The sequence below is a fragment of the Myxococcus sp. CA056 genome (assembly GCF_013336715.1).
GTDB lineage: Bacteria > Myxococcota > Myxococcia > Myxococcales > Myxococcaceae > Myxococcus > Myxococcus llanfairpwllgwyngyllgogerychwyrndrobwllllantysiliogogogochensis.
The window spans coordinates 1,478,899-1,503,234 of record NZ_JABUMT010000002.1 but is presented as its reverse complement, the minus strand read 5'-3'; the positions used below and the strand labels follow the sequence as shown (position 1 = coordinate 1,503,234).

Sequence of the window (24,336 nt, the reverse complement as noted above, 5' to 3'; positions counted from 1 at the left end):
GATGACCGACCTCCTCCCGTTGACCGACCTCGGGCGAATGACGGACGCGCGGCGTGAAGCACTCGTGCGACGAGTAGCTCACGCATGACGACTCCTTCCACTCCCCGAGGCTCCATGAGCAAGTCCTTGAAGGTCACCTTCGCCCTGCTGTCCGCAGCGCTCGCCTTCGTGGCCGGAGTCACCCTGTTCGGCGACAACATCCGCAAGTACTTCGGCGCGACCTGCGGGGCGCTCGCCGGCAACCCAGACGTGGCCTACAGGAAGAGCATGCGCACCTTCGGAGAGAACACCGCGTACGGCAACGACGGCGCGACCGCCTCTGTCGACTCCCTCCAGCGCAAGCCGATGCGCCACTTCAACTCCGGCGCCTACGCCGAGGCCCCCGCCCCTAGCCAGCGCACGGAGCGCCTCGCCTCCAACGCCTATACCCGCACCGAGAACGACCCGCTCTCCACCTTCGCCGTGGACGTGGACACCGCCTCCTACGCCCTCTTCCGCCGCGCAGTGAAGGGCGATCGGCTGCCCTCCGCCGACACCGTCCGCGTGGAGGAATGGGTCAACTACTTCCGCTACCGCATCCCCGAGCCCAACCCCGACGAGGGCGCCTTCCACGTCGCGCTCGAAGCCGCGCCCTCCCCCTTCGCCCTCAGCCAGCACATCCTCAAGGTGAGCCTCCAGGGCCGCCACGTCGCCAAGGCCCAGCGCAAGCCCACGCACCTGGTCTTCCTCGTGGACACCAGCGGCTCCATGAACGGCGAGGACCGGCTGGAGCTCGCCAAGACGTCGATGAAGCTCGCCGTCGCCGGCCTCAACCCCGCCGACACCGTCACCATCTCCACCTACGCCGGTGACGTGCGCACCGTGCTGGACACCACGCCCGCGCGCGACCGCAAAATCATCGAAGCCGCCATCGACGGCCTCTCCTCCGGCGGCGGCACCGCCATGGGCAGCGGCCTGGAGCTGGCCTACCAGCACGCCGTCCGCATGGCCGGAGCCAACCGCGTCTCCCGCGTCGTCGTCCTCACCGACGGCGACACCAACCTCGGCCGCAACCAGACGGCGGACGCCATGCTGGAGAGCATCAGCCGCTACGTGAAGGAAGGCGTCACCCTCTCCACCATCGGCTTCGGCATGGGCAACTACCGCGATGACCTGATGGAGCGCCTGGCCAACAAGGGCAACGGCAACTGCTACTACATCGACTCCGAGCGCGAGGCCCGCCGCGTCTTCCAGGAACAGCTCGGCGGCACCATGGAGGTCATCGCCCAGGACGTCAAAATCCAGGTGGAGTTCGACCCGACCGCCGTGCGCGGCTACCGGCTGCTCGGCTACGAGAACCGCGCCATCGCCGACAACGACTTCCGCAAGGACGCCGTCGACGCGGGCGAAATCGGCGCGGGCCACACCGTCACCGCGCTCTACGAACTGGACCTCACCGGAGAAGGCTCCACCGTGGCCACCGTCCGCGTGCGCGCCAAGAAGCCCGGCGACTCCGAGGTCGCCGAGCAACGCTTCACCCTGCCGCGCCACCAGGTGCGCGAGTCCCTGTCGACCACCTCCTCCGACCTGCGCTTCGCCCTCGCCGTCGCCGGCACCGCGGACCTCCTGCGCGGCACCACTCCGACGGATGACCGCGGCTTCGCGCGCATCCACTCGCTCGCCGAAGATGCCGTGGATGGCCAGGAGGACCGCGAGGAGTTCCTCACCCTGCTCGGCAAGCTGCGCGAGCTGATGTCGCCGCGCCTCGTCCGCAACGCGAACTCGACGCGCTACTGAGTCCGCGCCGACAGGGCGCTCGCCGAGGCCCTGTCCAACCACACCTCCACGTCGCGGTGCAGTTGCAGGAACGACGCGGGGCAGCGCGGAGTCACGGGGCCCTCCATCATGGCCTTCACCGCCTCCGCCTTGCCCTCGCCGAACGCCAGCAGCATCGCGCGCCGCGACTGGATGAGCGCCCCCATTCCCAACGTCAGCGCCTCCAACGGCACGTGGCTCGGGTCATCACCAAAGAGCATCGCGTTGGCCTCCCGCGTCTCCCGGCTCAGCCGCGTCCGGTGACAGCGCGCCTGCAACTGCTCCGCGGGCTCGTTGAAGGCCAGATGCCCGTTGGCGCCAATGCCCAGCAGCACCAACCCCAGCCCACCCTCCGCCACCAACTCCGCCTCGTAGCGCGCGCACTCGACCTCCGCGTCCGGCGCCGTGCCGTCGAGGAAGTGGATGCGCTCCTCCGACAGGTTCACCTTCCGGAAGAAGTGCCGGTCCATGTACGCGCGAAAGCTGCCCCCGTCCTCCGCCGACACCCCGAGCAGTTCGTCCAGGTTGAACGTCCGCGCGCGAGACCAGTCCACCGCCTTGCGCTCATGCAACGCCACCAGCTCCCGGTACACGTTGAGCGGCGTGCGCCCCGTGGGCAGCCCCAGCACCAGCGACGGATGAGACGTCACCGCCTCGCGGACTCGCGCGGCGCATGCGACGGCCGCGTCCTGCTCGGACTCGAAGACTCGAAGGTGCAAGGAGGCTCTCCGCTCGCGAAAGAGGCGCGCACACGAGCATAGAAGCCCCACCTCCAACACGAGCCCTGAGTCAGGAACGCGTTCACCACGAGGCGCGTCTGTGACAACTGCTGCAACTGTCTCTTTCCGATACCGCACAAACGCAACGCGTCATGCGTGGCGGCCCGCATGCGAAGGTGTCGACGAGGAAAGCGGTAGAGTCGACGGATGGACCCCTTCGTCAGCCTCGACGCCACCGCCCAGGCCGAGCTCGTCCGCAGCGGGGAAGTCACGCCGCTGGAGCTGGTGGACGCGGCCATCGCTCGCATCGAGCGCTGCAACCCGAAGCTCAACGCCGTCGTGCAGACGCAGTTCGACACGGCGCGCGCGCGGGCGAAGGCGCCCCTTCCCCAGGGCCCCTTCACCGGCGTGCCGTTCCTGCTCAAGGACCTGCTCGCCGCGCAGGAGGGCTACCCGCTCAGCTTCGGCTCGCGCTTCACGAAGGACTTCTCGCCGAACCACGACAGTGAGCTGGTCAAGCGCCACCTGCGCGCGGGGCTCGTCGTGCTGGGAAAAACCAATACGCCGGAGCTGGGCCTCCTGCCCACCACGGAGGGCGCGCTGCACGGCCCCTGTCGCAACCCGTGGGACGTGACGCGCTCGCCCGGAGGCTCCAGCGGCGGCGCCGCGGCGGCGGTGGCCAGCGGCATGGTGCCCTTCGCGCATGCCTCCGACGGCGGCGGCTCCATCCGAATCCCCGCGTCGAGCTGCGGCCTGTTCGGCCTCAAGCCCAGCCGGGGCCGCAACCCCACCGGACCGGAGCTGACGGACAGCGTCCACTGGCTGGTGGGCGAGCATGCCCTCACCCGCACGGTGCGAGACAGCGCCACCCTGCTAGACGCCACCGAGGGCCCCGACCTGGGCGCGCCCTACATCGCCCCGCCCAAGACACGGCCCTACAGCATGGAGGTCGGCGCGCCACCTGGACGCCTGCGCATCGGCCTGACGCTGCGCAACGCCGTGGGCGCCCCCGTCCACCCGGAGTGCCTGGCCGCGGTCGCCGCCACCGCCCGGCTGCTGGAGGGCCTGGGCCACTCCGTCATCGAAGGCAGCCTGCAGATACCGGGCGACGAGGAGCTGGGACAGCACTTCATGACGGCCTGGGCCGCCAGCGTGGTGAACAGCATCGAGGGCCTGGGCCGGCGCATGCGCCGCACCCCGGAGCCCGAGCACTTCGAGCCCTTCACCTGGGCGCTCTACCAGTTCGGACTGAGCCAGGGCCTGACGGCCTACCTGCACGCCCAGGCGGAAGTGCTGCGCTTCGGCCGCGCCTTCGCCCGACGCTTCGAGGACGTGGACGTGTGGCTCCTGCCCACCGTCACCGAGCCCGCGCCCACGCTGGGCACCTTCGCCTCCCCGCCCGACGAGCCGCTCGCTCCGCTGTTCCGCTCGGCGGCCTTCACGCCCTACTGCCCCATGGCGAACATGGCGGGCAACCCGGCCATGAGCGTGCCCCTCCATTGGAGCCCGGAGGGGCTGCCTGTGGGCGTCCAGTTCATCGCCCGATTCGGCGACGAGGCCACCCTCTTCCGGCTGGCCGCGCAGCTCGAGTCGGCGCACCCCTGGACGCACCGGCGCCCCTCGGTGTTCGGCTAGGGGTCGCCACGTCCTTCGGAGAGCGCTCGGGCAAACTTCGCGAGCACGCATGGCGCCGGGCGCGATACAACCTTCCCCATGAAAGTCGCCGTGCTCACCGGCGGGGGTGACTGCCCCGGCCTGAACGCCGTCATCCGCGCCATCGTCCGCCGCGCCACCGCCCACGGTTTCGAGATGATGGGCCTTCGAGACGGATGGAAGGGCCTGCTCGAGGACAACCACTTCCGCCTCACGCGGGAGACCACCTCCGGCATCCTCCACCGGGGCGGCACCATCCTCGGCACCTCGCGCGTCAACCCCTTCAAGGTCGAGAACGGGCTGGAGAAGGTCAAGCGCGCCATTGAACGCAATGGCATCCACGCCGTCATCGCCATCGGCGGCGAGGGCACGCTGTCCGCCGCCACGCGCATGTCGGAAGAGGGGCTGCGCATCGTCGGCGTGCCGAAGACCATCGACAACGACCTCAACGGCACGGAGTTCACCTTCGGCTTCGACACCGCCGTGGCCATCGCCACGGAGGCCGTGGACCGGCTGCACTCCACCGCCGAGTCCCACAAGCGCGTCATCGTCTGCGAGGTCATGGGCCGGCACGTGGGCTGGATTGCCACCTACGCGGGCATCGCCGGCGGCGCGGACGTCATCCTCGTCCCGGAGATTCCCGCCGACCTGGAGCGCGTGGCCGAGCACATCCAGCGCCGTCACGCGGGCGGGCGCACCTTCTCCATCGTCGTCGTCGCGGAAGGCACGCGCATCAAACTGGCGGCGGACCAGAACGAGCAACTGGTCACCAGCGGCGCGCTGGACGAAGCAGGCCGGCCGCGCCTGGGCGGCGTGGGCAACATCGTCGCGCACGAAATCGAGCGCCGCACCGGCTTCGAAACGCGCGTGTCCGTGCTGGGCCACATCCAGCGCGGCGGCGCACCCACCGCGCATGACCGCGTGCTCGCCACCCGCTACGGAGTCCACGCCTGCGACATGGTGGCCCGCGGCGAGTTCGGGAAGATGGCCGCGCTCAAGGGCAACGAAATCATCAGCGTGGACCTGTCCGCCGCGACGAAGGAGCTCAAGAAGGTGCCCAAGGAGTTCTTCGAGGTCGCCCAGGTCTTCTTCGGCTGACGCAGTGCGATAACAAACGAGCCGCATGACGCGGGACGCTGGCTCGTGTGCGCATCCGGTAGCATCGGTGGCCTACCCCTCGCAGTGAAGGGACGGTGCCGATGCTTCCAGGACGCATGATGGACTTCCCGCTCACCCTGACGCATTTCCTGGAGCGCGCGCGGACGTACTTCCCGCGCTCGGAAATCGTCAGCCGCAATCCGGACAAGACGACGCACCGCTATACCTATGCGGACTTCCACCGGCGCACGTGTCAGTTGATGAACGCGCTGACGCGGCTGGGGGTGAAGGCGGGCGACCGGGTGGCGACGCTGAGCTGGAACCACTACCGGCACCTGGAGGCGTACTTCGGCATTCCGGCGATGGGCGCGGTGGTGCACACGCTGAATCTGCGCCTGCACCCGAACGACCTGGCCTACATCGCGCGGCACGCGGAGGACTCGGTGGTGCTGGTGGACCGCTCGCTGTTGCCGCTGTTCGAGAAGTTCGCGGCGCAGGTGCCCAGCATCCGCCACGTCATCGTCATCCCGGACGCGGGGCCCGCGCCGGAGGGGATGCTGGACTACGAGCAGCTACTGGCGAAGGAGTCAGTGGACTTCGACTTCCCGACGCTGGAGGAGAACAGCGCGGCGATGCTCTGCTACACGTCGGGGACGACGGGCAACCCGAAGGGTGTGCTGTTCAGCCACCGCTCCATCGTGTTGCACACGTTGGTGTGCTGCATGAAGGATTTGACGGGCATTGGCGAGGCGGACTCGGTGCTGCCGGTGGTGCCCATGTTCCACGCGGCGGCGTGGGGACTCCCTTTCGACGCGATCATCACCGGCGCGCGCATGGTGATGCCGGGGCCGCACCTGGACCCGCCGTCGCTGTTGGAGTTGATGGCGACGGAGAAGGTGACGGTGGCGGGGGGTGTGCCCACCATCTGGCTGGGGATTCTCGCGCTGTTGGACCAGGACCCGAAGAAGTGGGACCTGAGCGCGATGCGGACCATGTTGATTGGGGGCTCGGCGGCGCCCCCGGCGATGATTGACGGCTTCCGGCAGCGGCACGGGCTGGAGGTGACGCACGCCTGGGGCATGACGGAGATGAACCCGGTGGGCACCATGGCGAAGGTGAAGCAGGAGCTTCGCCACGCGGACGCGAAGACGCAGCTGGCGGCGCAGGGCTCGCAGGGCTTCGCGCTGCCGTTCGTGGAGACGCGGGTGATGAGCGAGGAGGGCAAGCCGTTGCCGTGGGACGGCTCGACGATGGGCGAGTTGGAGGTGCGCGGACCGTGGGTTGCGGGCTCGTACTACGGCGGCGAGGGCCAGGACCGCTTCACGGCGGACGGCTGGTTCAAGACGGGCGACGTCGTCACGCTGGACGCGGATGGGTATGTCCGCATCTGCGACCGGAGCAAGGACGTCATCAAGTCGGGCGGCGAGTGGATTTCGTCGGTGGCGCTGGAGAACGCTCTGATGAGCCACCCGGCGGTGCTGGAGGCGGCGGTGTTCGCCGCGCGGCACACCCGCTGGGACGAGCGCCCGCTGGCGGCGGTGGTGCTCAAGCCGGGACAGGCGGCGACGAAAGAGGAGCTGGCCGAGCACCTGGCGAAGCAGTTCGCCAAATTCTGGCTGCCGGACGACTACCTCTTCATCGCCCAGATTCCCCGCACATCCACCGGCAAGTTCCTCAAGACGAAGCTGCGCGAGGACTACGGCGACCACCTGCTCAAGAGCGCCACAGGGTGATTTGAACGGCATCCGGACCCGCCGTCCTCGCGACGAGGCGGTGGGTCCAGGGCTCAGCCGTGCTGGTCGATGAGCTGAATCTTCCGGCTCCGGCACACATCCTCGAAATCACCTCGGTTGAAGGTGATGAGAGCGTGCAGCCGGTTCTTCGGGTTGAGCAGCATCAGGCGCACCACCCGGTCCACCAGACTCAAGGCGCGGTAGCTGCCTCCCTGTTTCTTCAGCTCCTCGAAGCACTCGCCCAGCGCCTGCTCCCGCATCTTGCGGTCGAACAACATCGACAACCGGTTTCGCTGTCGCAAGCGCTTCAAGTCCCGCTCCAGCAGCCCCAGCGAGTCACTGCGTCGGGCCATCCGGGTCGACACCGTTTCATAGAGGATGGGCCAGGGGACGACGAGTTCATGCGTGGCCGAGTCGAAGAGCTTCTCGAAGAGGGCCTCCGCGACACCGTGCAGACCGTCCCGCGAGTCGTACAGCGCGATGAGGAAACAGGCATCGACGCAGACCTTCATGCGTCGTCCTGCTCCTCTCCCGCCACCTCGGAGTAGCCGACCCAGGAGGCTGGACGCCTGCTGCCGAACAGCCACTTCCCGCTCCACTTCCCATCCTTGTCGGGCCCAATCAGATAGGCGCGGCCCTTCTTCCCGATGATGGGCTTGAGGGCGCGCTTGAGTTGCGTGGGCGTCAGCGCCGTCGTGAAGGTCGCCATGCCATCACCGCACTCGCGTGCCTCCAGCTTCGCCAGCCACCTGTAGAGGTCGTCGTAGTTCCCCCGGAGCCCCAGGTCGAACGAGAGCCAGTACCGTGTCATGCATCCTCCCTGACGAGGCCGTGCGCCGCCCCGACGGACGGGAGCCCGTACAGGCGCGAGGTCCGAGCCCTGTTTCTCACCCCCCAGGTCGCGGCGTCTACTCCCTACCGGAGTTCGTGGAATCGGAGGAGGACGGGACGAGGAAGTCGCTTCGATAGAGGGACGCATGCAGTCTCACAGGTTGGACGGTCCGCGCCCATCGCATGAGCGCGGACCGTGATTCCTGCAAGCACCACGCCCTGGCCGGACAGAGCCTGACGTCAGTTGGCGCCGAGACAGACGCCGCCGCAGGTGGTCTCCACCTTGCCGTCCGGCCGCAGGAAGAGGTCCACCTGCTCGCGGCCCTTCACGTTGCGCCGCACGCCCTCATGCACCGGATTGTCCTGCGCCGGCAGGTCCGCCACCGTGCCCGGCAGCGGCGCCGGCAGCCCGAAGTCGAACTGCACCAGCGCCGCGCTGTCGATGGCGCCCTCGAACACCGGCAGCTCCGGCACCCGCCACGCCGCCGGCAACTGCTGCGTCAGCCCCATCGCCCGCGCGTGCAGCTCCGTGGCCACGTTGGGCACCTGCGCATCCCCCAGCCCGTACTGCACCAACACCCGACGCGACGCCGGTCCACCGGTGTACAGCGTCGTCACCACGTGCGGCGCATAGGTAATCGGGTCGATGCGGTCGAAGCTCGTCTGCGTCAGCGCCGCGAACTTCTGCTGGTCCAACGCGTCCGGCACCGCCGCCGCAATCGCCTGGAGGAACATCGCGAACGGCTTCGCCCGGAACATCATCAGCGAGAAGTCCGCCCCACCCACGCTGAAGACCGCCCGTGAGATGTGCGGCGACAGCGCCACGTACGTCCCACCCAGGATGTGCCCCTGGCTGATGCCGTAGAAGTACGTCTGGTCCGGGTCATACACGAGCACCCCGTTGTCCTTGAGCTCCGCCAGGTCCTTCAACGTGGTCCGCGCCGCGTAGGTGACGGCCATCTGGTTCACCATGCCCTGGTGCACCCTGTCCGTGAAACGCAGCGTCTGCGCGGGCTGCTGCGACATGGCGCCAATCACCCCCGGCGCGTCCGCCTGCGACATGCCCCACCAGTCCACCGTCATCACCACCATCTTCGTCGCTTGCACGAAGGGCCGGACGAACGAGCCGTCCGACTCGCCCTGGCTGCCGAAGAAGCCGTGCCCGTACTGGAGGAAGCGCACCGGCGCCACCGACTGGCCCCAGACACTCCGCGGAATCTGGAGCGTGAAGGGCACCTCCGCCTCGCCATTGCGCTTCACCCGCCCCTGCGCGTCACGCGCCAGCAGCGCCCCCGCCTGCGCCGTCTCCGTGAAGAGCGGCACCCGCAGCGTCCCCTTGATGCGGCGGAAGATGTTCGCGTCCACCTCGTCCTTCACCTCCGTCACCGTCACGACAGGCGGCGTGGCCTCCAGCGCCTCCATCGCGAGCCGCCGCACGTCCATCATGTCCCGGGTGACGTTCTCCTCCGTCTCCGTGGTGAAGTCCCACGCGAGCTGCAACTCCGAGCGCGCCACACCCGCGGCCTCCAGCGCCGGGAAGATGTCCGCCTCGTACCGCGCGGCCAGGGGCGCCAGCAGCGGGTCTCCCGCCGTCTGCCCATCCCGGATTCGACGGAAGCCCTCCGGCACGGGCACGGCCGTCCCGTCCTTCGCCTTCAGCCCGCGCAACGCGACGATGTAGCGCGCGCCACCGCGCAGCCGCACCGCCGGCCGCACCAGCAGTGCCCGGTGCGCATCATCCGGCGCGCGCGGGTCCAGCTCCGCGAAGTGCAGCACCCCCGTGCCTGCTTCCGCGTCCAGCACCACCGTGGCGCCCGTGGTCGCCGCCGTGGGCTGAGCCACCGACGGCAGGTTCGTCGCGTCCACGCCTCCCGGGAACAGCGCGAGCATCTGCGTCCCATGCGAATAGCCATCCGCCGGATGCAGGTCCGTGAAGTCAAAGGGCGTCCCGTCCTTCATCTTCAGCTTCGCCGCCGTGGTCAACTTCACGCGGTGACCCGACGGCAGCGCCGCGTCCTCCTGCAGGAAGTAGTTCGACGGGTACGGCAACAGACAGTCGTGCTCCGACGCCAGCGGGTTGCAGCCCTCAGGCACCTCCAACGCCGGCAGCTGCGTCCCTGAGTCCCCCGCGTCGGGCGTGCCGCCACCGTCGGGCTGCTCCTGCCCGGCGTCCGGCGGCGCGTCATCCTCCGAATCCGAACACGCGGTCATCGCCAGCAACGACAACGCCAGCACCCACGCGCCGCGCTTCTTCATTCGCTCCCACATGGTCCGAGGACTCCTCGTGCGAACACAGATGTTTGTGTCACGAGGATGTAACCGGAGACGTCACCCGAGCAAAGCCTTGTCTCACGACGCACTGCACCACGCACAACCCTGGCATGCCCCGCGTGCGTGGGCCCCGCGCTCGGCTGCCCAATGTCGCACACCCACGCCTCCCTGGAACCATGTCAGGCCCCACGGAAAGTGAGAGGAATCAGGCAAGCAGCGGAACAGCGTCAGCCCGAATTACGGACTGACGCTGTCTATCCACGGATGTTTCAGATTCCGCAGATATCTTCAGCCAGCGAGATGCACGCCGCGATGAACTGCGCGGTGGTGCAGCCGCCGTTCTGGGTGCAGACGATGTCGCCGGTGCCCGGCTCGCTACACCACTGGAGCGTCACCCAGCACGCCGCCTGGGTGAGGGTGCGCTCTCCCTCGATGGACTGCGCGCTCAGGTTGTTCTCTCCCGAGGCATCCCGCACCGTCACGGGCGTGCCATCGGCGCGCGTCGCCTCATAACGTGGGCCCAGCTCTCCGGAGACGGCCTCGGGCGAAGACGTCTCGGGACCACAGCCCGTGAGCATTCCAACGGCGAGCCCCGCGACCACCATGAATGACAGCGCTTTCATATGGGTTCTCCTGGTGATGGAGCTCACCGACCTGAGCCCCACTGCCCATATGCAATGTTTGTATTTACTCCTCTATCGTTGATTGCCACTATCTGAAATGTTTTCAGCCCATTCCCGAGTCTGGGATTACAGCCCGCCGCAATCACTGCGCATGGATTGGGTGCGAGAACGCCCGTCGTGAAAGCTTCCGCTCATCCTGGTCGCGCGGGCTCCGGCGCCCTCGCACAGGAGCGTTGTCTGGTGGACGGGAGCCTGGAGCGCGCGGACGGCGCGAGCGTCCACCGCGTCCTCCAGGTTAAGTTGCGGCCACCATGCCGTCCGTGAAGCAACTTCGCCCGTTCGCCCTGGCAACCCTGGAAGCCTTCCTCGACGCTTCCGGGCCCGTGGTCCTTGTCCAACAGCCGCCCGAGCCTGTCTTCCAGCAGGTGGCGATGCGGCTGGGTGAGGCGCGCACCGTGGGCATGGCCCATCGCAGCCGACTGGTGGACCGCCTCTTCGTCATGCTCCGGGGCTTCGACGCGCTGGAGGTCCACTTCCTGCGTCCCGCCATGGATGGCCACGAACTCACCGTGGGGAGGATGGAGGGCTGCACGCTGCTCGTCCCGGACCCATCCGTCTCCAAGCACCACGCCACGCTGAAGTGGCACGAGTCACGGGGCGACTGCTCGGTGAAGGACGTGGGCTCGATGAACGGAACGTGGGTCAACGCCTCGTCGCTCACCGCGGAGCAGGAGGTCCTGCTCACGGACGGCGACGCGCTGGGTTTCGGCGACGCCCAGTTCCTCTACCTGCGCACGGAGACGCTGCACGCGCACCTGCGCATGGCCAGCCCCGGCACCCACCGCTGATTCGCTCCTCGCGGGAATGCCACACCCGGCCTGCGCGTAGGGAGGGCGGCCCGGCGCGCCCCTGCTCCCGGCCGAGCCCGGCTCGCGCGAGGCCCCGTCCTCTCCTACATTGAGCCACTTCGTGCGGCGAGGCAGGCGGGTCGCCGCTATGACTCCCGCTCTTCAGCGCGTGGGAGTGTGTGGATGGTCAGGCCGTTGCTTCTCCTCTTGGTCTATGTGGGCGCATGGGCCGTGCTGCGCGCGCTCTGGCCCGACCTGTTGCGTGGGTGGCGGCGGTGGGTGCTGCTGGGCGGCTCGGTGATGTCCCTGGCCGTGTGGCTGTTCCCCCTGCTGGCGGGCCCCCACGTGGAGCTGCCCGCCGCGCTGCGCATCCTCGCCGTCGGGTGGTCCATCTCCGCCATCATCGTCGTGCTCGCCGGGACGCCCATCGCCCTGCTGCGCAAGTGGGTGGACAGGAAGAGCCCGGGGCTTGTGCCCTCCGCCCCGCTCGCTTCCGACGCGATTGCCCCCATCACTCCACCCCCCGCCCTGGGTGGGATGAGCCGGCGCAGCCTGCTGACGAACGCGGGGCGCGCGGTGCCGTTGCTCGCGGCGGGGACGAGCACGGTGGGCCTGGCGGGCGGCGCCACGGGCTTCACGCTGAAGTCGGTGGAGGTGCGCCTGCCCGGCCTGCCCGCCGCGCTGGACGGGTTTCGCATCGGGCAAATCACCGACGTCCACGTCGGCACCTTCATCGACACCCACTACCTGCGCGAGACGGTGGCCGCGATGAACGAGGCCCAGGTCGACCTCCAGGTGATGACGGGTGACCTCATCGACGACCTGGACCAGCTCGACGGCACCATGGCCGCGCTGGAGTCCTGCCGCGCCCGCCACGGCATGCTGGCGGTGCTCGGCAATCACGAGCACTGGCGTGGCCTGGACGAGGTCCTCGGCGCCTACGCCCAATCCCAGGAGCGCGGCGGCCCGGTGCGGCTGCTGGTGGACTCCTCCCACGTCATCGAGCACGGCGGCCAGCGCGTGCGCATCGTCGGCGTGGACTACCCCATGTCCGGCCGCAGCCACCGCGTGAAGGCCGAGCGCATGCGCCAGTCCGCGGAGAAGGCCTTCCAGGACACCGCCTCGGACGAAGTCGTCCTCTGCCTGTCCCACCATCCCGACTTCTTCAACCACGCCGCCGAGCGCGGCGCCCGGCTCACGCTCGCCGGCCACACCCACGGCGGCCAGGTGGCGTTCTTCGGCGTGCCCGCCTTCTGGTTCGCCTTCCAGTACATGCTCGGCCGCTATCGGCGCGGGGACCACCAGCTCTACGTGTCCGGCGGCACCGGCCACTGGCTGCCCTTCCGTCTGGGTGTCCCGCCCGAGGTGACGGTGCTCACGCTGCGCGCGGCGTAGGCGCGCCTTCAGCGACCTCCGGGCGGCGACTGCTGCCCGTACGTCTTGAACTTCTCCAGCACGCGCGCCATCTCCTCATCGTCGAGGAGCACGGGCTCGCCCACCTGGAGCGCCCGCCAGTACATGGCCGCGAGCGTCTCCACCTCCACCGCCAGCTTGAAGGCCTGGGCCAGGCCCGCGCCCAGCGCGAGCATGCCGTGGTTCGCCATCAGGCACGCCTTGCGTCCCTCCAGCGCCTCCAGCACGCGTCGCGCCAGCTCCTCGGTGCCGAACGTCGCATAGGCCGCGCACCGCACGTCCACGCCGCCCGCCGAGGACACCATGTAGTGGAAGGCGGGGATGCCCCGGCGCAGACAGGCCAGCGTGGTGCAGAACATGGAGTGGGCATGCAGCACCGCGCCCACCTCCGGGCGCGCCACCAGGAGGTCCCGGTGCAGCTGCCACTCCGACGACGGAAGACGGCGCCCCTCATGGCTCCCGTCCAGGCGCATGAGGACGATGTCCTCCGGCTCCAGCACGTCGTAGTCCATGCCGGTGGGCGTCAGCAGGAAGCCCTCCGCCACGCGCAGGCTCAGGTTGCCGGACGTCCCCTGGTTGAGTCCGGCCGCGTTCATCTTCCGGCAGGTGGTAATCATCGCCTCGCGCGAGGCGCGGTCATCCCGACTGCTCACGAAGCCCTCCCCGCCCGCTCCGGGAAGAGCGAGCGCAGGCCCTCCTCGGTGGCGGGGCACACGCCTTGCTCGGTGATGAGCGCCGTCACCAGCCGCGCCGGTGTCACGTCGAAGGCGTAGTTGGCGGAAGCGCTGCCCTCCGGCGTCACCCGCACCGTGGCCACCTCACCCGAGGCCAGTCGCCCGGTGACATCGCTCAGCTCGGTGCCGTCGCGCTGCTCAATCGGAATCTCCCGCACGCCGTCTCGCAGGCTCCAGTCGATGGTGGGCGAAGGCAGCGCCACGTAGAAGGGCACGCCGTTGTCCTTCGCCGCGAGCGCCTTCAGGTAGGTGCCAATCTTGTTCGCCACGTCTCCGTGCGCCGTGGTGCGGTCCGTGCCCACCAGACACAAGTCCACCTGTCCATGCTGCATCAGGTGGCCTCCCACGTTGTCGGCGATGACGGTGTGCGGGACACCGTGCTGTCCCAGCTCCCAGGCCGTCAGCCCCGCGCCCTGGTTTCGCGGACGCGTCTCGTCCACCCAGACATGCACGGGCAGGCCCGCGGCATGCGCCAGGTAGATGGGCGACAGCGCCGTGCCCCAGTCCACCGTCGCCAGCCACCCCGCGTTGCAGTGGGTGAGCACCTCCAGCCGACCCTGGCGTCCCTTCTTCTCCCAGGCGGCCTCCAGCAACTTCAGACCGTGCCCACCCATGGCGCGGTTGATGGCCACGTCCTCGTCGCACAGCTCGGCCGCGCGCTGCTTCGCGGCGGACGGACGCTCCGAGACGGGCAGCGGCTCCAGCAACTGGCGCATCTGCTCCAGCGCCCAGTGCAGATTGACGGCGGTGGGGCGCGTCGCGCCCAGCACCTCGCGGGCCCGCGCCAGCGCCGCATCCGAAGCGTCCTCGCGCAGCGCGAGCCAGACGCCATACGCGGCGGTGGCGCCGATGAGCGGAGCGCCTCGCACACGCATCGCACGGATGGCGTGCGCGGCCTCCTCCAGCGTGCCCAGCCGCGCGGTGACGAAGGCGTGGGGAAGGCGAGTCTGGTCGATGATGCCCACCGCCTGCCCGTCGGGCTCCAGCCAGATGGTGCGCATGGGCCTGCCCTGGACCTTCATCGGTTCAACACCCGGCCGGCCACGGCGGACAGCTTTTGCGCGAGCGCGGCATCCCGAGCCTCGGGCGCGGTGATGACCGCGTGGTCCAGGGCGCGCTGACAACCCTGGCGACAGGGCCCCTCATGTCCACCGAGCAGCGGTGTCACCTGCTTCACCAGACCGCGCGCCTTGCCCGCGTTGCCCAGGAGCACGGAGACCACCTGGTCCACGGTGACGGCGTCATGGTCCGGATGCCAGCAGTCGAAGTCCGTCACCATGGCCACGGTCGCGTAACAAAGCTCCGCCTCCCGGGCGAGCTTCGCCTCCGGCATGTTCGTCATGCCGATGACGTCACAGCCCCACGTCCGGTACAGGCGGCTCTCCGCGAGCGAGGAGAACTGCGGTCCCTCCATGGCCAGATAGGTGCCGCCCCGCCGCGCGGCCACGCCCAGGTTCTCGCAGGCGGCCATCACCGCGTCCCCCAGCCGCGAACACACCGGCTTCGCCATGGACACGTGCGCGACGAGCCCCGTGCCGAAGAAGCTCTTCTCCCGCGCGAAGGTCCGGTCGATGAACTGGTCCACCACCACGAAGACGCCCGGCGGCAGATCCTCGCGCAGGCTGCCCACCGCGGACAGTGAGAGCAGGTCCGTCACCCCGCTGCGCTTGAGCGCGTCCACGTTCGCCCGGAAGTTGATGTCGCTCGGGGCGATGCGGTGGCCCCGGCCATGGCGCGGCAGGAAGACCACGCGCTGTCCCTCCAGGGTGCCGAAGCACAACTCGTCGGAGGGCTCGCCAAAGGCAGAGGACACCTTCTTCCAGGTGACGTCCTTCAAACCGTCAATCTGGTACAGGCCGCTGCCACCGATGATGCCGATGACGGGCGGGGAGGCATCGGACATGAGGTCTTCTCCCGGAAACGAAAGGCGCGGGCGAGCGTACCAGCCTCCCCGGCCCACGGCGGCACGGGCTTCGTCGGTTGACAGTCCCACGCACGGACTTATATTCAACCTCATGGTTGAACAACGTCTCGCCCAGCTCGACAACACCTTCCACGCGCTGTCGGACCCGACGCGCCGGGCGATGCTGCGCAACCTGTCCGTACATGAGCGCAGCGTCGGAGAGCTGGCGGCTCCCTTCCGGATGTCCCTGGCCGCGGCGTCCAAACACATCAAGGTGCTGGAGCGCGCGGGGCTGGTGCGCCGCGAGGTGAAGGGCCGCACGCACGTCTGCCGACTGGACGCGAAGCCGCTCTCGGAGGTGAAGGACTGGCTCCAGTACTACGAGCGTTTCTGGAGCGAGCGCCTCGACGTCCTGGAGGCCCTCCTCCGAGAGGACGCGCCCACGCCCCCTTCCTCCCCCCGCAAGAAAGGACGCTCCCGGTGAGTCCCCACGCCCCCATCCAGGTCCAGCTCGTGCGCCACTTCGACGTACCCGTCGAGCGCGTCTTCGACGCCTGGGTCGACGCGAAGCTGCTGGGCCAGTGGATGTTCGGCCCGCGCGTGCGCGACGAGCAGGTCCTCCACCTCCACCTCGATGCCCGCGTGGGCGGCACGTTCTCCTTCCTCGTTCGCCGCCGGGACATGGACATCGACCACATCGGCACGTACCTCGAGGTCGACCGCCCCCACCGCCTCGTCTTCACCTGGGCCATCCGGGAGGATGACCTGGCGGAAGAGGACATCAGCCGGGTGAGCCTGGAGTTTCGTCCCCAGGGCACCGGCTGCGAGCTGACGCTGACCCACGTCATGTCGTCCAAGTGGGCCGAGTACGCCGACCGGACCCAGGCGGGCTGGGCCACCATGCTCACCGCCCTGACGCGCGCGCTCGCCACACCCGATGCGCTGGAGCCCCACCGTGGCTGAGTACGGAATCGTCACGGAGCCCCAGACGGTGCGCATCGAGCGCGTGCTGCCCGGGCCCATCGAGCGCGTGTGGGCGTTCCTCACCGACTCGGAGAAGCGCGGCAAGTGGCTGGCCGCCGGAGAGCTGGAGCCGCGCGTGGGAGGCCGCGTCGAGCTGCACTTCCTCCACTCCACGCTCTCCCATGAGCCCCTGCCGAAGCGCTACGAGGTCATGCGCGACGGCCATCGGCACCTCGGCCACGTCACCCGCTACGAGCCACCTCACGCGCTGAGCTACACCTGGGCCGAGCAGACGGGCGCACCCTCCGAGGTGACATTCGAGCTGAGCGAGCGCGGCACCGAGGTGCTGCTCGTCCTGACGCACCGACGGCTCACCACGCGCGCGGACAGGGTCAGTGTCGCCAGCGGTTGGGACACCCACCTGGGCATCCTCGACGACCAGCTCTCCGGCCGTGCGCCCCGAGGCTTCTGGTCCACGCACGCCCGCCTGGAAGCCGAATACGAGCAGCGGCTTCCGCGCGACTGAGGGACAAGGGGTCCGGGGCCCTTCATCGGCTCGGACCCTTGCCCCACCGCTGTCCGGTCCTCGAACCGCGCCCCCGCATCCCGGGCCGACCGAACGGCGAACACCCGGGTCTCCCGCTGTCGCCTTCCAAGGAGAGGCCCACCTTGAGGCGGAGAGACACTCGCCCCGGGAGGCCCCCATGAACGTCGAAGAAGTCATGTCCGAGAACCCCGTCACCTGCCTGCCCGACACCGGCATCGAGCAGGCCGCGCGGTGGATGGTGGAGTGTGACTGCGGAGCCCTGCCGGTCATCGACGTGGACAACAAGCCCATCGGCGTCATCACCGACCGCGACATCACCTGTCGCATCATCGCGAAGGGGAAGGACCCCTACATGCTCAACGTGAGCGATGCGATGAGCATGCCCGCGGCGACGGTGTATCGAGACACCAGCCTGGAGGACTGCCTGGAGTTGATGGAGCAGAACCAGGTCCGCCGCATGGTGGTGCTCGACGACGACGGCACCGTCTGCGGCATGGTGGCGCAGGCGGATCTGGTGAAGCAGCTCAAGGCGGAAGAGACCGCGGAGCTGATGCGCGAAGTGTCCGTCGACACCGAGTCCCCTTCACAGGTCCACTGACGAAACACCTCGGGGGGCGGTGGACTCACGCGCCTCGGGGCGTTGCTCAGGTTCCGCCCAGGGCGAACACGGCCATGCGCCGCACGAGGTCGGGGCCTGACTTCTCCAACACGTCGTTGTGGCCCGCCCCGGGCACCGTCTCCACGGTGGCGCTGGGAAAGCGCGCGCCCAGCCTGCGCCCCATCTCCACCGGGATGAGCGTGTCCTGCTCTCCGTGGATGATGAGCACCGGCAAGGTGATGTCCGGCGCCTTCGACGCGGAGTCATAGCGGTCCCTCACCAGCAGGGACGCGGGGAGGAAGGGAAAGACCTGCGCCGCAATCTCCGTGAGAGAGGTGTAGGGCGCCACCAGCATGATGCGCGAGCCGTGTCCCCGGCGCGCCATCTCCACCGCCACGCCCGTGCCGAGGCTGCGGCCACTGAGCACGGTGTGCTCCGGCGTCACCCCCTGCGCTCGCAGCATCGCCAGCGCCGCCTCCGCCGCCGCGTAGATGCCCTGCTCCGTGGGCTGTCCGGGCGACGCGCCATATCCCGGGTACTCGACGGCCAGGAAGCCCAGCCCGTTCTGGTTCAGCACCGTGCCCAGGTCGAGCTGACCCAACAGCTGCTCTCCATTGCCATGGAAGTGCACCACTGTCGGGGCGCCGGGCGGCGCGGGGAGATGGAGCACGTCCACGAACGTGTCTCCTGGCAGTGGCAGGTGCCGGAAGCCGAGCTCGGCCGGCAGCGGGATGGGGGCCTTGGGCGCCGGGTATATCAACGGGCGCTGGAGCACGAAGGCCGCCAGGCACAGGGCGAGGTAGGCGACCGCGAAGATGGAGACGAGGATGACGAGCACGCGACGAGGCCGGACCATGGCCCCTCCAGTCTGCACGAACTCGAGCCGCGCTACGCGAAGAGTCCCAGCGGCGCGCCGGGCGTGAAGCCGGGGAACACCCGGGTCAAGTCCACGCCAGGGCGGCAGGCGCGCAGCACCTCGGCCAGCGGCGCGCGCACGTCCGTCCACGCGGGCACGTCCCGCCCGTCCTGGAGCCGGTCCGGGGTGAGCGACTCGAAGCGGCCGTGGACCTGGCCACCCTTCACGCCGCCACCGAGCACCAGCATCGCGCTGCCCACGCCGTGGTCCGTCCCCCGGCTGCCGTTCTCCCGCACCGTGCGGCCGAACTCCGTCAGCACCACCACCGTCACCCGCTCCAGCAGCGGCCCCACGTCCCGCGCGAAGGCGGCCAGCGCGCCCGCCAGCTCCGCGCACCGGTTGGCGAAGGTGCCCGTGGCCGCGCCCTGCGCCGCGTGCGTGTCCCAGCCGCCCATCTCCGTCGCGGCGACCTCCAGGCCCACGTCGCCTCGGATGAGCCGCGCGATGTCCCCCAGTCGCTGTCCCAGCGGGCCGCGCGGATACTCCACGCCCGACGTCGGCGGCAGTCGTGACAGGTGCTCCGCGTCCAGTTGGGAGAGCGCGTCGAAGGCGCCCTGGCCCGTGGTGCGCAACGCTTCGTCCACCGCGCCCGCGTAGAGCGCCGCGAAGCCGCGCGTCGCCTCGGCGCCTCGCTTGCCCACGCGGAGGCGGAACTCCTCCAGCCGTCCCATCGCCAGCGCGCCCGCGTCACCGAACAACGCGCGGGGCAACGTGGCTTGCAGGGCCACGGCTCGCAGCGGCGCGGCGGACTCCTCGACACCGAGGGCGCGGTTGAGCCACCCATCGGGCGTCGACTTGCGGCCCGGCGTCCCCGACTCGACGAAGTCCTGCGCGTCGAAGTGCGAGCGCACCGGCGTGGGCAGCCCCACCCCGTGCAGCACCGCAAGGTGGCCCTCGTTCCAAAGGGGCAGCAAGGCCTCCAGCCGGGGATGCAATCCGAAGGGGCCCGACAGCGGCAGCGCGGCGCCCTCCCCGGTCCTGCGCAGCGCCAGCGTGGGACGCGCGCGGTGATAGGCCGCGTCATCCACGGGAGGCACCAGGGAGAGACCATCCACGCCGCCTCGCAGGAACACCGTCACCAGGGTGCGCCGTGAGGACGGGGCGGCCAGCGCGCGGCCCGACAGCGCTGGAGCGAAAGCCAGCCCCACGCCCGAGAGCCCCAGGGCGCGCAGCAGGAGGCGTCGAGACAGCAGCGGACTCATGGGCTTGCGCGGCTCCGGCGAGTGAAAGGCGGCCCTGTCCATTCCGCGGGGCCGTTCAAGCGACACAACACCGGACCCGGGCGGAGGTTACGAGCGTCCGTGCCGAATCCCCGGCCACAAGTCAGGGTCCCCACTTCCCTTCCTCCAGACCCACCCGGAGGACCCAGCGCGACCGGGTCTTCAGAGAATCGCCCGGACGAAGAGCGACGCCACCCACGCGGCCCACACCAGCGAGACGGCGAGCAATACGGCGGCGACCGGGCGCACCCACGTCGGGGACTTGTCGCGCCAGGGCAGGAGCATCAAGTAGCCCCCCGCCAGCGAGGGAATGGGGAGCAGGTTGAGGGCCGCCATCCGGGCGCTCATGATGCCCCACGCGCGCACCAGTTCGCCCTCTCGCAGCAACCCGACGAAGCGCTCCACGCGGCCCGGCAGCGCGGCGACGTTGAACACGGCGGGGAAGCCCTCGGTGAACTGATGGAAGCCCTCCGCGGGGCCCAGGCACGCCATGGCGACGCCAATCTGCACGTACCAGGGGACGGCCAGGGCCAGCGCATGCAGCGGCGGAGGCAGCTTGAGCAGCCGGCTCTTGAGCGGCGGCTCGGGCGAAGCGTCGTCTTGCTCCGGCACGAACGACGCGGAGCTGCCCAGGGTGATGGGATGCAGGCTCCAGCCAATACCGGCCATGCGCCACGCCACCAGCTGGGGCCCATAACCAATCCGCACCGCGAGCGGTCGAGCCCCGAAGGCACTCGCCACCACCGCCTGCGCAAGCGCCCACATCACGTTGACCGCGAGGAACAGCACCCACAGCCAGAAGAAGAGGGCGACTCTGTCCATGGCTGGAAGTCTATCCTCTTTCACGAGGAACTCGCGCCCTGGGTCGGTCCAGACGAGCGCCATGCATCGAGGTCCCAGCCACCTCGGGTAGGTGGCTGGGCGGGAGGCACGCTGATTCACGCATCCATCAACGCAAGGACGAGAGAATCGGGGTGAGGTGTTGGTTGCCCTCCGTTCCGTTGCCGGCCTGTCCGTGCGTGTTGGCGCCCCAGGTGAAGACAGCACCATCGGCACGCATGGCCAGGGAATGGTCGAAGCCCGCCTTCACCGCCACCCCTCGCTCGAATCCGGACACCTGCACCGGTGAGAGCCGCGTGACGACCGTGCCATCCCCCAACTGCCCCTTGTCGTTCAACCCCCAAGCCCAGACCGTGCCATCCGCCTTGAGCGCGAGCGAATGACGCGACCCCGCTGACATGGCGACGATGTCGACGAGGCCTGGAATCATGGTGGGTGTATTCCGGTAGACCGTCGTGCCATCACCGAGTTCACCGTTGCTGTTACTCCCCCAGGCCCAGAGCGTGCCATCCGACTTGAGTGCGAACGCGTGAGCATTCCCGGCTGAAATGGAGATGACACCGCTCAGTCCCGGCTTCTGCACGGGGAGATTGCTCTGCGGCGTCGTGCCATCGATTCCCCAGGTCCAGACGGTGCCATCGGACCTCAAGGCCATGCTGAACCTGCTTCCCGCCGACACCGAGATGAGCCCCGTGGGGGCCGTTGCCTGGACAGGGACACTGGTGGAGTCCTCCGTTCCAGTCCCAAGCTTCCCATAGTAACCCGCCCCCCAAGCCCAGATGGTTCCATCCCAGCGCAGCGCAAGGGAATGAAAGGGACCTGCCGAAACCATTCGGACATTGGTGAGGTTCTGCACCTGCGTGGGAGTGTAGTGGGCAGAGGATTCGGTTCCGATGCCCAGCTGGCCAAAGAAGTTGTTGCCCCATCCCCAGACCGTGCCGTCGGAACGCAGCCCTATTACGCTCAGGTTCGAGGTCGACACCGTCTTCATGCAACTCAACACCGACACTCGCAGCGGATTCTGCGCGGAGTGGTCCGGAGGGAAGTCGTTCCCCAGGCTGCCATGTCCGCTATAGCCCGCGCCCCAGATACTGGCGTCGGCTCGCACCGCCAGCGAAGTATCATCCCCCGCGGCCAGCAATGACTGGGGAGAGAAGACATCTGCTTGCGTCTGGGGGAAGACGGCGCCCAGGCCTCCACAGTCGGTCATGAGCCGGAACGTGGATGAGAATCCGGCGTATTGCTCGAAGTCCACATCACTGACCTGGAAGGTGTGTGAGACCTCGTATCGATTGACGACCAGACCCGTGAGGGTATCCGTGTAGCTGTTGAGAAAAGTAACGCTCAGCGGAGCCGTCGTGTAGGCACTGTTCGTCCCGCATCCAGGTGCCTGGGTGAGTCGGGTCCGCGCATAGGAGCCACTCGCACCCGGCAGCAGCGCGATGTCGGCCGGGACAGGCTGCAACCATGATACGCGGACGCTGCGAACGCCGTTGCTCCCCGTGACGGTGTAGCCACGGTAGGACGGCCTGGAGGTATCGGCGTAGTCGAACTCACAGCCCGGGTAGTCCACCTGCGCCCTCACGGTGCGACCGGTGGGGGCATTGGCGCTCAGGTGGTGTTCGACGCCTCGTGCATCCACATAGCCACTGGCCACCGGAAAGTCTCGCGGATGTCGCTCCAGCAGGACCTCGGTGGAGGTTGCCTCCTCGCGGCCCGCGACCTCTTCGTCGCCCCCCCCGACCTGACAGCCCATCAGCCCCACCACGATGGACATCACCGCGACACGCAAGGTAGCGCGTGAATCCGGGCACCCCGCAGGCGACTCGATGGATGTACTTCCGGCGCACCGTCTCGGATGAAACATCTTCACAAGGAAGCTCCTGACTCGATTGGGACCGGGCGGTCCGTGAGACACCCAAGCCAAGGCCGAAAATTACGGCAATACAGGCAAATCTAGCAAGCCAGCACCAGGTGCCTGACGAGCGCAACGCTATTGCCGTTGAAACTCGGGTGAGCCAAGCAGCAACCCCGCGATGAGCTGCACGTCGACAGGGCCTGGTTCTCCTTCAGCGCTGGCGGCCTCGGTGCGACGAGACAGCGCCGCGAGCACCGTGGCCCGTGTCTCCGCCGAGGGCGCTGTCCCCAACAGCGTGTGCCCCAATGTGTCCACCCAGGCCTCCGCTGTGGGTGTCGCTGGGGTGGCGAGTGACGAAAGTGTCACACGCGCTCCGGGAAGCCGCCCCGACACCAGGTCCAGACTGAAGTTGAGCCGAGCCACCAGCGCGCCACTGTTCACCCACGGCGCCGCACCTTCCGGAAAGCCCGTGGGCGCGGGCGCGCGGTAGAGCGGCTCACCCATCCTCGCCAGCGACTGCACCAGCCGGGGACGCACCTCCACTTGCGCCCTCGTCGCACGCAGCGCGGACACCACGAACTCGAACGGCGTCTTCACCTTCGCCCCTCGTGCCTCGGGAGCCCAGAACTCCGGCGAGTCGATGAGCGCGCGATACACCGTGGGCAAGTCCCCGTCCGAGTCGAGGAACACCTTCGCCAACCGGTCCACCAGCGCGGGCGGCGGCGTGTCCGAGACGAAGCGCCGCGCCAGCTTCGTCGCGACGTGGCGCGCGGTGGCCGGATGGCTCGCGAGCAGGTCCAGCACCTTCTCTCCATCCGCCTCGCCACCGCGCGCGGGGATGACCTGTCCGAGGACCTGCTTGGCCTCCCTGTCATGCGCCCGCCGCCGGAAGAGGAACTCCGGCGCGCGGCGAGGATGCCGGATGCTCCACCCCGTGAAGCTGCGCGCCACCTCTCGCACGTCCTGCTGTGAATAGCCCCCGTCCACGCCCAGCGTGTGGAGCTCCAGCAGCTCGCGCGCATAGTTCTCGTTGAGACCCGGCCTCGGCCCGGACACCGCGGGCTCGTCATCGCCGTCGCCGTCCTCCTCCATCATCATCGGAGCCACGCCGCGCCTCGCCAGTCGCTCCCCGAGCTTCGGCAGGCCGTCGCGAGTGCTCGTCCAGTTGTCCAGATAGACGAGCATCGCCGGGTGGCGCGCCGTCGCCCCCAGCAAGTCCCTGAAGCGCCCGAGGACATGCGGGCGGATGGCGTCACGCTCGTACGACGTCACCATCCACCGCACCGCGCCTTTGTTCGCGGACACGTTGAAGTGGTTGAACCAGAAGTCCACCAGCACCTCCTCCAGTGGATTGGGTCCCTCCACTGCCCGGAGCACCTTGGCGGCGGACAGCTCCAGGCCAATGCGCGCGGTCGGCAACAACTCCCGGCCATCCAGCAGCGCCTGCTCCCGCTCCCTCTTGCCGGGGTAGTCACTGACGAGCTGGGTCATCGACATCGTCAGGGTGGGCAGCTCCCGGAGCTTCGCCTCCAGCTCCGGTGACATCGGCACGTCCCGCCGCGCGAGTCGTGCCTCCACCCAGCCCCGCACGCCCAACGCGCGGACCTCGGCCAGGTCACGCTCCGACGGACCGAAGGCCCACCGCTGAAGCAGGTGCACCTCCGCGCCCGGGCCGAAGTCTGGCGGCGCCTCACTTCGGACAGGGTGTGAGCTGCTCGCACATGAGAGCAGCAGGGCCACCAGGGAGCAGAGGGACACAAGGCGCATGGCGGGA

General features: G+C 69.0%; 23 protein-coding genes. 10 read left to right on the top strand and 13 right to left on the bottom strand.

All coding sequences use genetic code 11. The features are described from left to right. Positions 1 to 114 precede the first annotated feature (114 nt). Positions 115 to 1,776 carry a von Willebrand factor type A domain-containing protein gene (locus HUA76_RS13550; protein WP_174461067.1) on the top strand — a complete coding sequence of 554 codons (1,662 nt, stop codon included), beginning with the start codon at positions 115 to 117 and terminating at the stop codon, positions 1,774 to 1,776. On the opposite strand, the gene HUA76_RS13545 is transcribed toward HUA76_RS13550, so the two are convergent. Further along, the gene (locus HUA76_RS13545) at positions 1,770 to 2,513 is read right to left on the bottom strand and encodes a glucosamine-6-phosphate deaminase (protein ID WP_174461066.1); all 744 of its coding nucleotides are present in this window, start codon (positions 2,511 to 2,513) and stop codon (positions 1,770 to 1,772) included. The two genes, HUA76_RS13550 and HUA76_RS13545, sit on opposite strands and share 7 nt — an antisense overlap. 207 nt (positions 2,514 to 2,720) lie before the next feature. Here HUA76_RS13545 and HUA76_RS13540 point away from each other — a divergent pair, with 207 nt between their 5' ends. The 3 genes from HUA76_RS13540 to HUA76_RS13530 all read left to right on the top strand — a co-directional run bounded on the left by HUA76_RS13540 (position 2,721) and on the right by HUA76_RS13530 (position 6,997). After that, positions 2,721 to 4,148 carry an amidase gene (locus HUA76_RS13540; RefSeq protein ID WP_174461065.1) on the top strand — a complete coding sequence of 476 codons (1,428 nt, stop codon included), beginning with the start codon at positions 2,721 to 2,723 and terminating at the stop codon, positions 4,146 to 4,148. A gap of 78 nt (positions 4,149 to 4,226) precedes the next feature. After that, positions 4,227 to 5,264, top strand: coding sequence for a 6-phosphofructokinase (locus tag HUA76_RS13535; RefSeq protein ID WP_141645032.1), 1,038 nt, complete (start codon positions 4,227 to 4,229; stop codon positions 5,262 to 5,264). A 101-nt stretch (positions 5,265 to 5,365) separates the two neighbouring features. After that, a complete protein-coding gene (locus HUA76_RS13530) occupies positions 5,366 to 6,997 on the top strand; it encodes a long-chain fatty acid--CoA ligase (protein ID WP_174461064.1) in 1,632 nt (543 codons plus the stop codon). A gap of 53 nt (positions 6,998 to 7,050) precedes the next feature. Here HUA76_RS13530 and HUA76_RS13525 read toward each other — a convergent pair whose 3' ends face one another. The 4 genes from HUA76_RS13525 to HUA76_RS13510 form a co-directional block, all read right to left on the bottom strand. Beyond that, positions 7,051 to 7,509, bottom strand: a complete 459-nt coding sequence (locus tag HUA76_RS13525; protein WP_174461063.1) for a hypothetical protein — start codon at positions 7,507 to 7,509, stop codon at positions 7,051 to 7,053. Continuing rightward, a complete protein-coding gene (locus tag HUA76_RS13520; RefSeq protein ID WP_174461062.1) occupies positions 7,506 to 7,808 on the bottom strand; it encodes a hypothetical protein in 303 nt (100 codons plus the stop codon). Before HUA76_RS13520 ends, HUA76_RS13525 begins: the two co-directional genes overlap by 4 nt. Before the next feature lie 260 nt (positions 7,809 to 8,068). Then, positions 8,069 to 10,096, bottom strand: coding sequence for a hypothetical protein (locus HUA76_RS13515; protein ID WP_174461061.1), 2,028 nt, complete (start codon positions 10,094 to 10,096; stop codon positions 8,069 to 8,071). A 272-nt stretch (positions 10,097 to 10,368) separates the two neighbouring features. Then, positions 10,369 to 10,722: a hypothetical protein gene (locus HUA76_RS13510; RefSeq protein ID WP_174461060.1), complete on the bottom strand. Its 354-nt coding sequence runs from the start codon at positions 10,720 to 10,722 to the stop codon at positions 10,369 to 10,371. 311 nt (positions 10,723 to 11,033) lie between these two features. Between HUA76_RS13510 and HUA76_RS13505 the strand changes: the two genes are divergently transcribed. Together HUA76_RS13505 and HUA76_RS13500 are read left to right on the top strand one after the other, a co-directional pair. Continuing rightward, positions 11,034 to 11,570, top strand: coding sequence for an FHA domain-containing protein (locus HUA76_RS13505; RefSeq protein WP_174457910.1), 537 nt, complete (start codon positions 11,034 to 11,036; stop codon positions 11,568 to 11,570). A gap of 183 nt (positions 11,571 to 11,753) precedes the next feature. Further along, positions 11,754 to 12,965 (top strand): metallophosphoesterase, encoded by a 1,212-nt coding sequence (locus tag HUA76_RS13500; protein WP_174461059.1) that lies wholly within the window; start codon positions 11,754 to 11,756, stop codon positions 12,963 to 12,965. Between the two features lie 8 nt (positions 12,966 to 12,973). Here HUA76_RS13500 and HUA76_RS13495 read toward each other — a convergent pair whose 3' ends face one another. From HUA76_RS13495 to HUA76_RS13485, 3 genes are read right to left on the bottom strand one after another with little or no spacing between them, the layout of a single operon-like run. Further along, entirely contained in the window at positions 12,974 to 13,600 is a 627-nt protein-coding gene (locus tag HUA76_RS13495) for a class II aldolase/adducin family protein (protein WP_174461212.1), read from the bottom strand. Between the two features lie 32 nt (positions 13,601 to 13,632). Continuing rightward, positions 13,633 to 14,739: an S-methyl-5-thioribose-1-phosphate isomerase gene (gene mtnA, locus HUA76_RS13490; RefSeq protein WP_174461058.1), complete on the bottom strand. Its 1,107-nt coding sequence runs from the start codon at positions 14,737 to 14,739 to the stop codon at positions 13,633 to 13,635. Beyond that, complete coding sequence (locus HUA76_RS13485; RefSeq protein ID WP_174461057.1) at positions 14,736 to 15,620, bottom strand: S-methyl-5'-thioadenosine phosphorylase; 885 nt, start codon at positions 15,618 to 15,620, stop codon at positions 14,736 to 14,738. The genes mtnA and HUA76_RS13485 overlap by 4 nt, the downstream gene beginning before the upstream one ends. A gap of 112 nt (positions 15,621 to 15,732) precedes the next feature. Between HUA76_RS13485 and HUA76_RS13480 the strand changes: the two genes are divergently transcribed. The 4 genes from HUA76_RS13480 (at position 15,733) to HUA76_RS13465 (ending at position 17,728) form a co-directional block, all read left to right on the top strand. Further along, a complete protein-coding gene (locus HUA76_RS13480; protein WP_141642978.1) occupies positions 15,733 to 16,104 on the top strand; it encodes a helix-turn-helix transcriptional regulator in 372 nt (123 codons plus the stop codon). Then, positions 16,101 to 16,583 (top strand): SRPBCC family protein, encoded by a 483-nt coding sequence (locus HUA76_RS13475; protein ID WP_174461056.1) that lies wholly within the window; start codon positions 16,101 to 16,103, stop codon positions 16,581 to 16,583. The genes HUA76_RS13480 and HUA76_RS13475 overlap by 4 nt, the downstream gene beginning before the upstream one ends. After that, positions 16,576 to 17,109: an SRPBCC family protein gene (locus HUA76_RS13470; RefSeq protein WP_174461055.1), complete on the top strand. Its 534-nt coding sequence runs from the start codon at positions 16,576 to 16,578 to the stop codon at positions 17,107 to 17,109. Before HUA76_RS13475 ends, HUA76_RS13470 begins: the two co-directional genes overlap by 8 nt. Before the next feature lie 178 nt (positions 17,110 to 17,287). Then, entirely contained in the window at positions 17,288 to 17,728 is a 441-nt protein-coding gene (locus HUA76_RS13465) for a CBS domain-containing protein (RefSeq protein ID WP_217439553.1), read from the top strand. A 46-nt stretch (positions 17,729 to 17,774) separates the two neighbouring features. Here the strand turns inward: HUA76_RS13465 and HUA76_RS13460 are convergent, their stop codons facing one another. The 5 genes from HUA76_RS13460 to HUA76_RS13440 form a co-directional block, all read right to left on the bottom strand. Continuing rightward, positions 17,775 to 18,584 carry an alpha/beta hydrolase gene (locus HUA76_RS13460; RefSeq protein ID WP_174461054.1) on the bottom strand — a complete coding sequence of 270 codons (810 nt, stop codon included), beginning with the start codon at positions 18,582 to 18,584 and terminating at the stop codon, positions 17,775 to 17,777. Positions 18,585 to 18,616: 32 nt separating this feature from the next. Beyond that, positions 18,617 to 19,846 (bottom strand): DUF1501 domain-containing protein, encoded by a 1,230-nt coding sequence (locus HUA76_RS13455; protein WP_174461053.1) that lies wholly within the window; start codon positions 19,844 to 19,846, stop codon positions 18,617 to 18,619. Positions 19,847 to 20,026: 180 nt separating this feature from the next. Next, on the bottom strand, positions 20,027 to 20,686 hold the full coding sequence (locus HUA76_RS13450; RefSeq protein WP_141642973.1) for a site-2 protease family protein: 660 nt from the start codon (positions 20,684 to 20,686) through the stop codon (positions 20,027 to 20,029). Positions 20,687 to 20,813: 127 nt separating this feature from the next. After that, positions 20,814 to 22,481, bottom strand: coding sequence for an RCC1 domain-containing protein (locus HUA76_RS13445; protein WP_174461052.1), 1,668 nt, complete (start codon positions 22,479 to 22,481; stop codon positions 20,814 to 20,816). A gap of 216 nt (positions 22,482 to 22,697) precedes the next feature. Then, positions 22,698 to 24,302: a DUF1800 domain-containing protein gene (locus HUA76_RS13440; protein WP_371823475.1), complete on the bottom strand. Its 1,605-nt coding sequence runs from the start codon at positions 24,300 to 24,302 to the stop codon at positions 22,698 to 22,700. Positions 24,303 to 24,336: the final 34 nt, after the last annotated feature.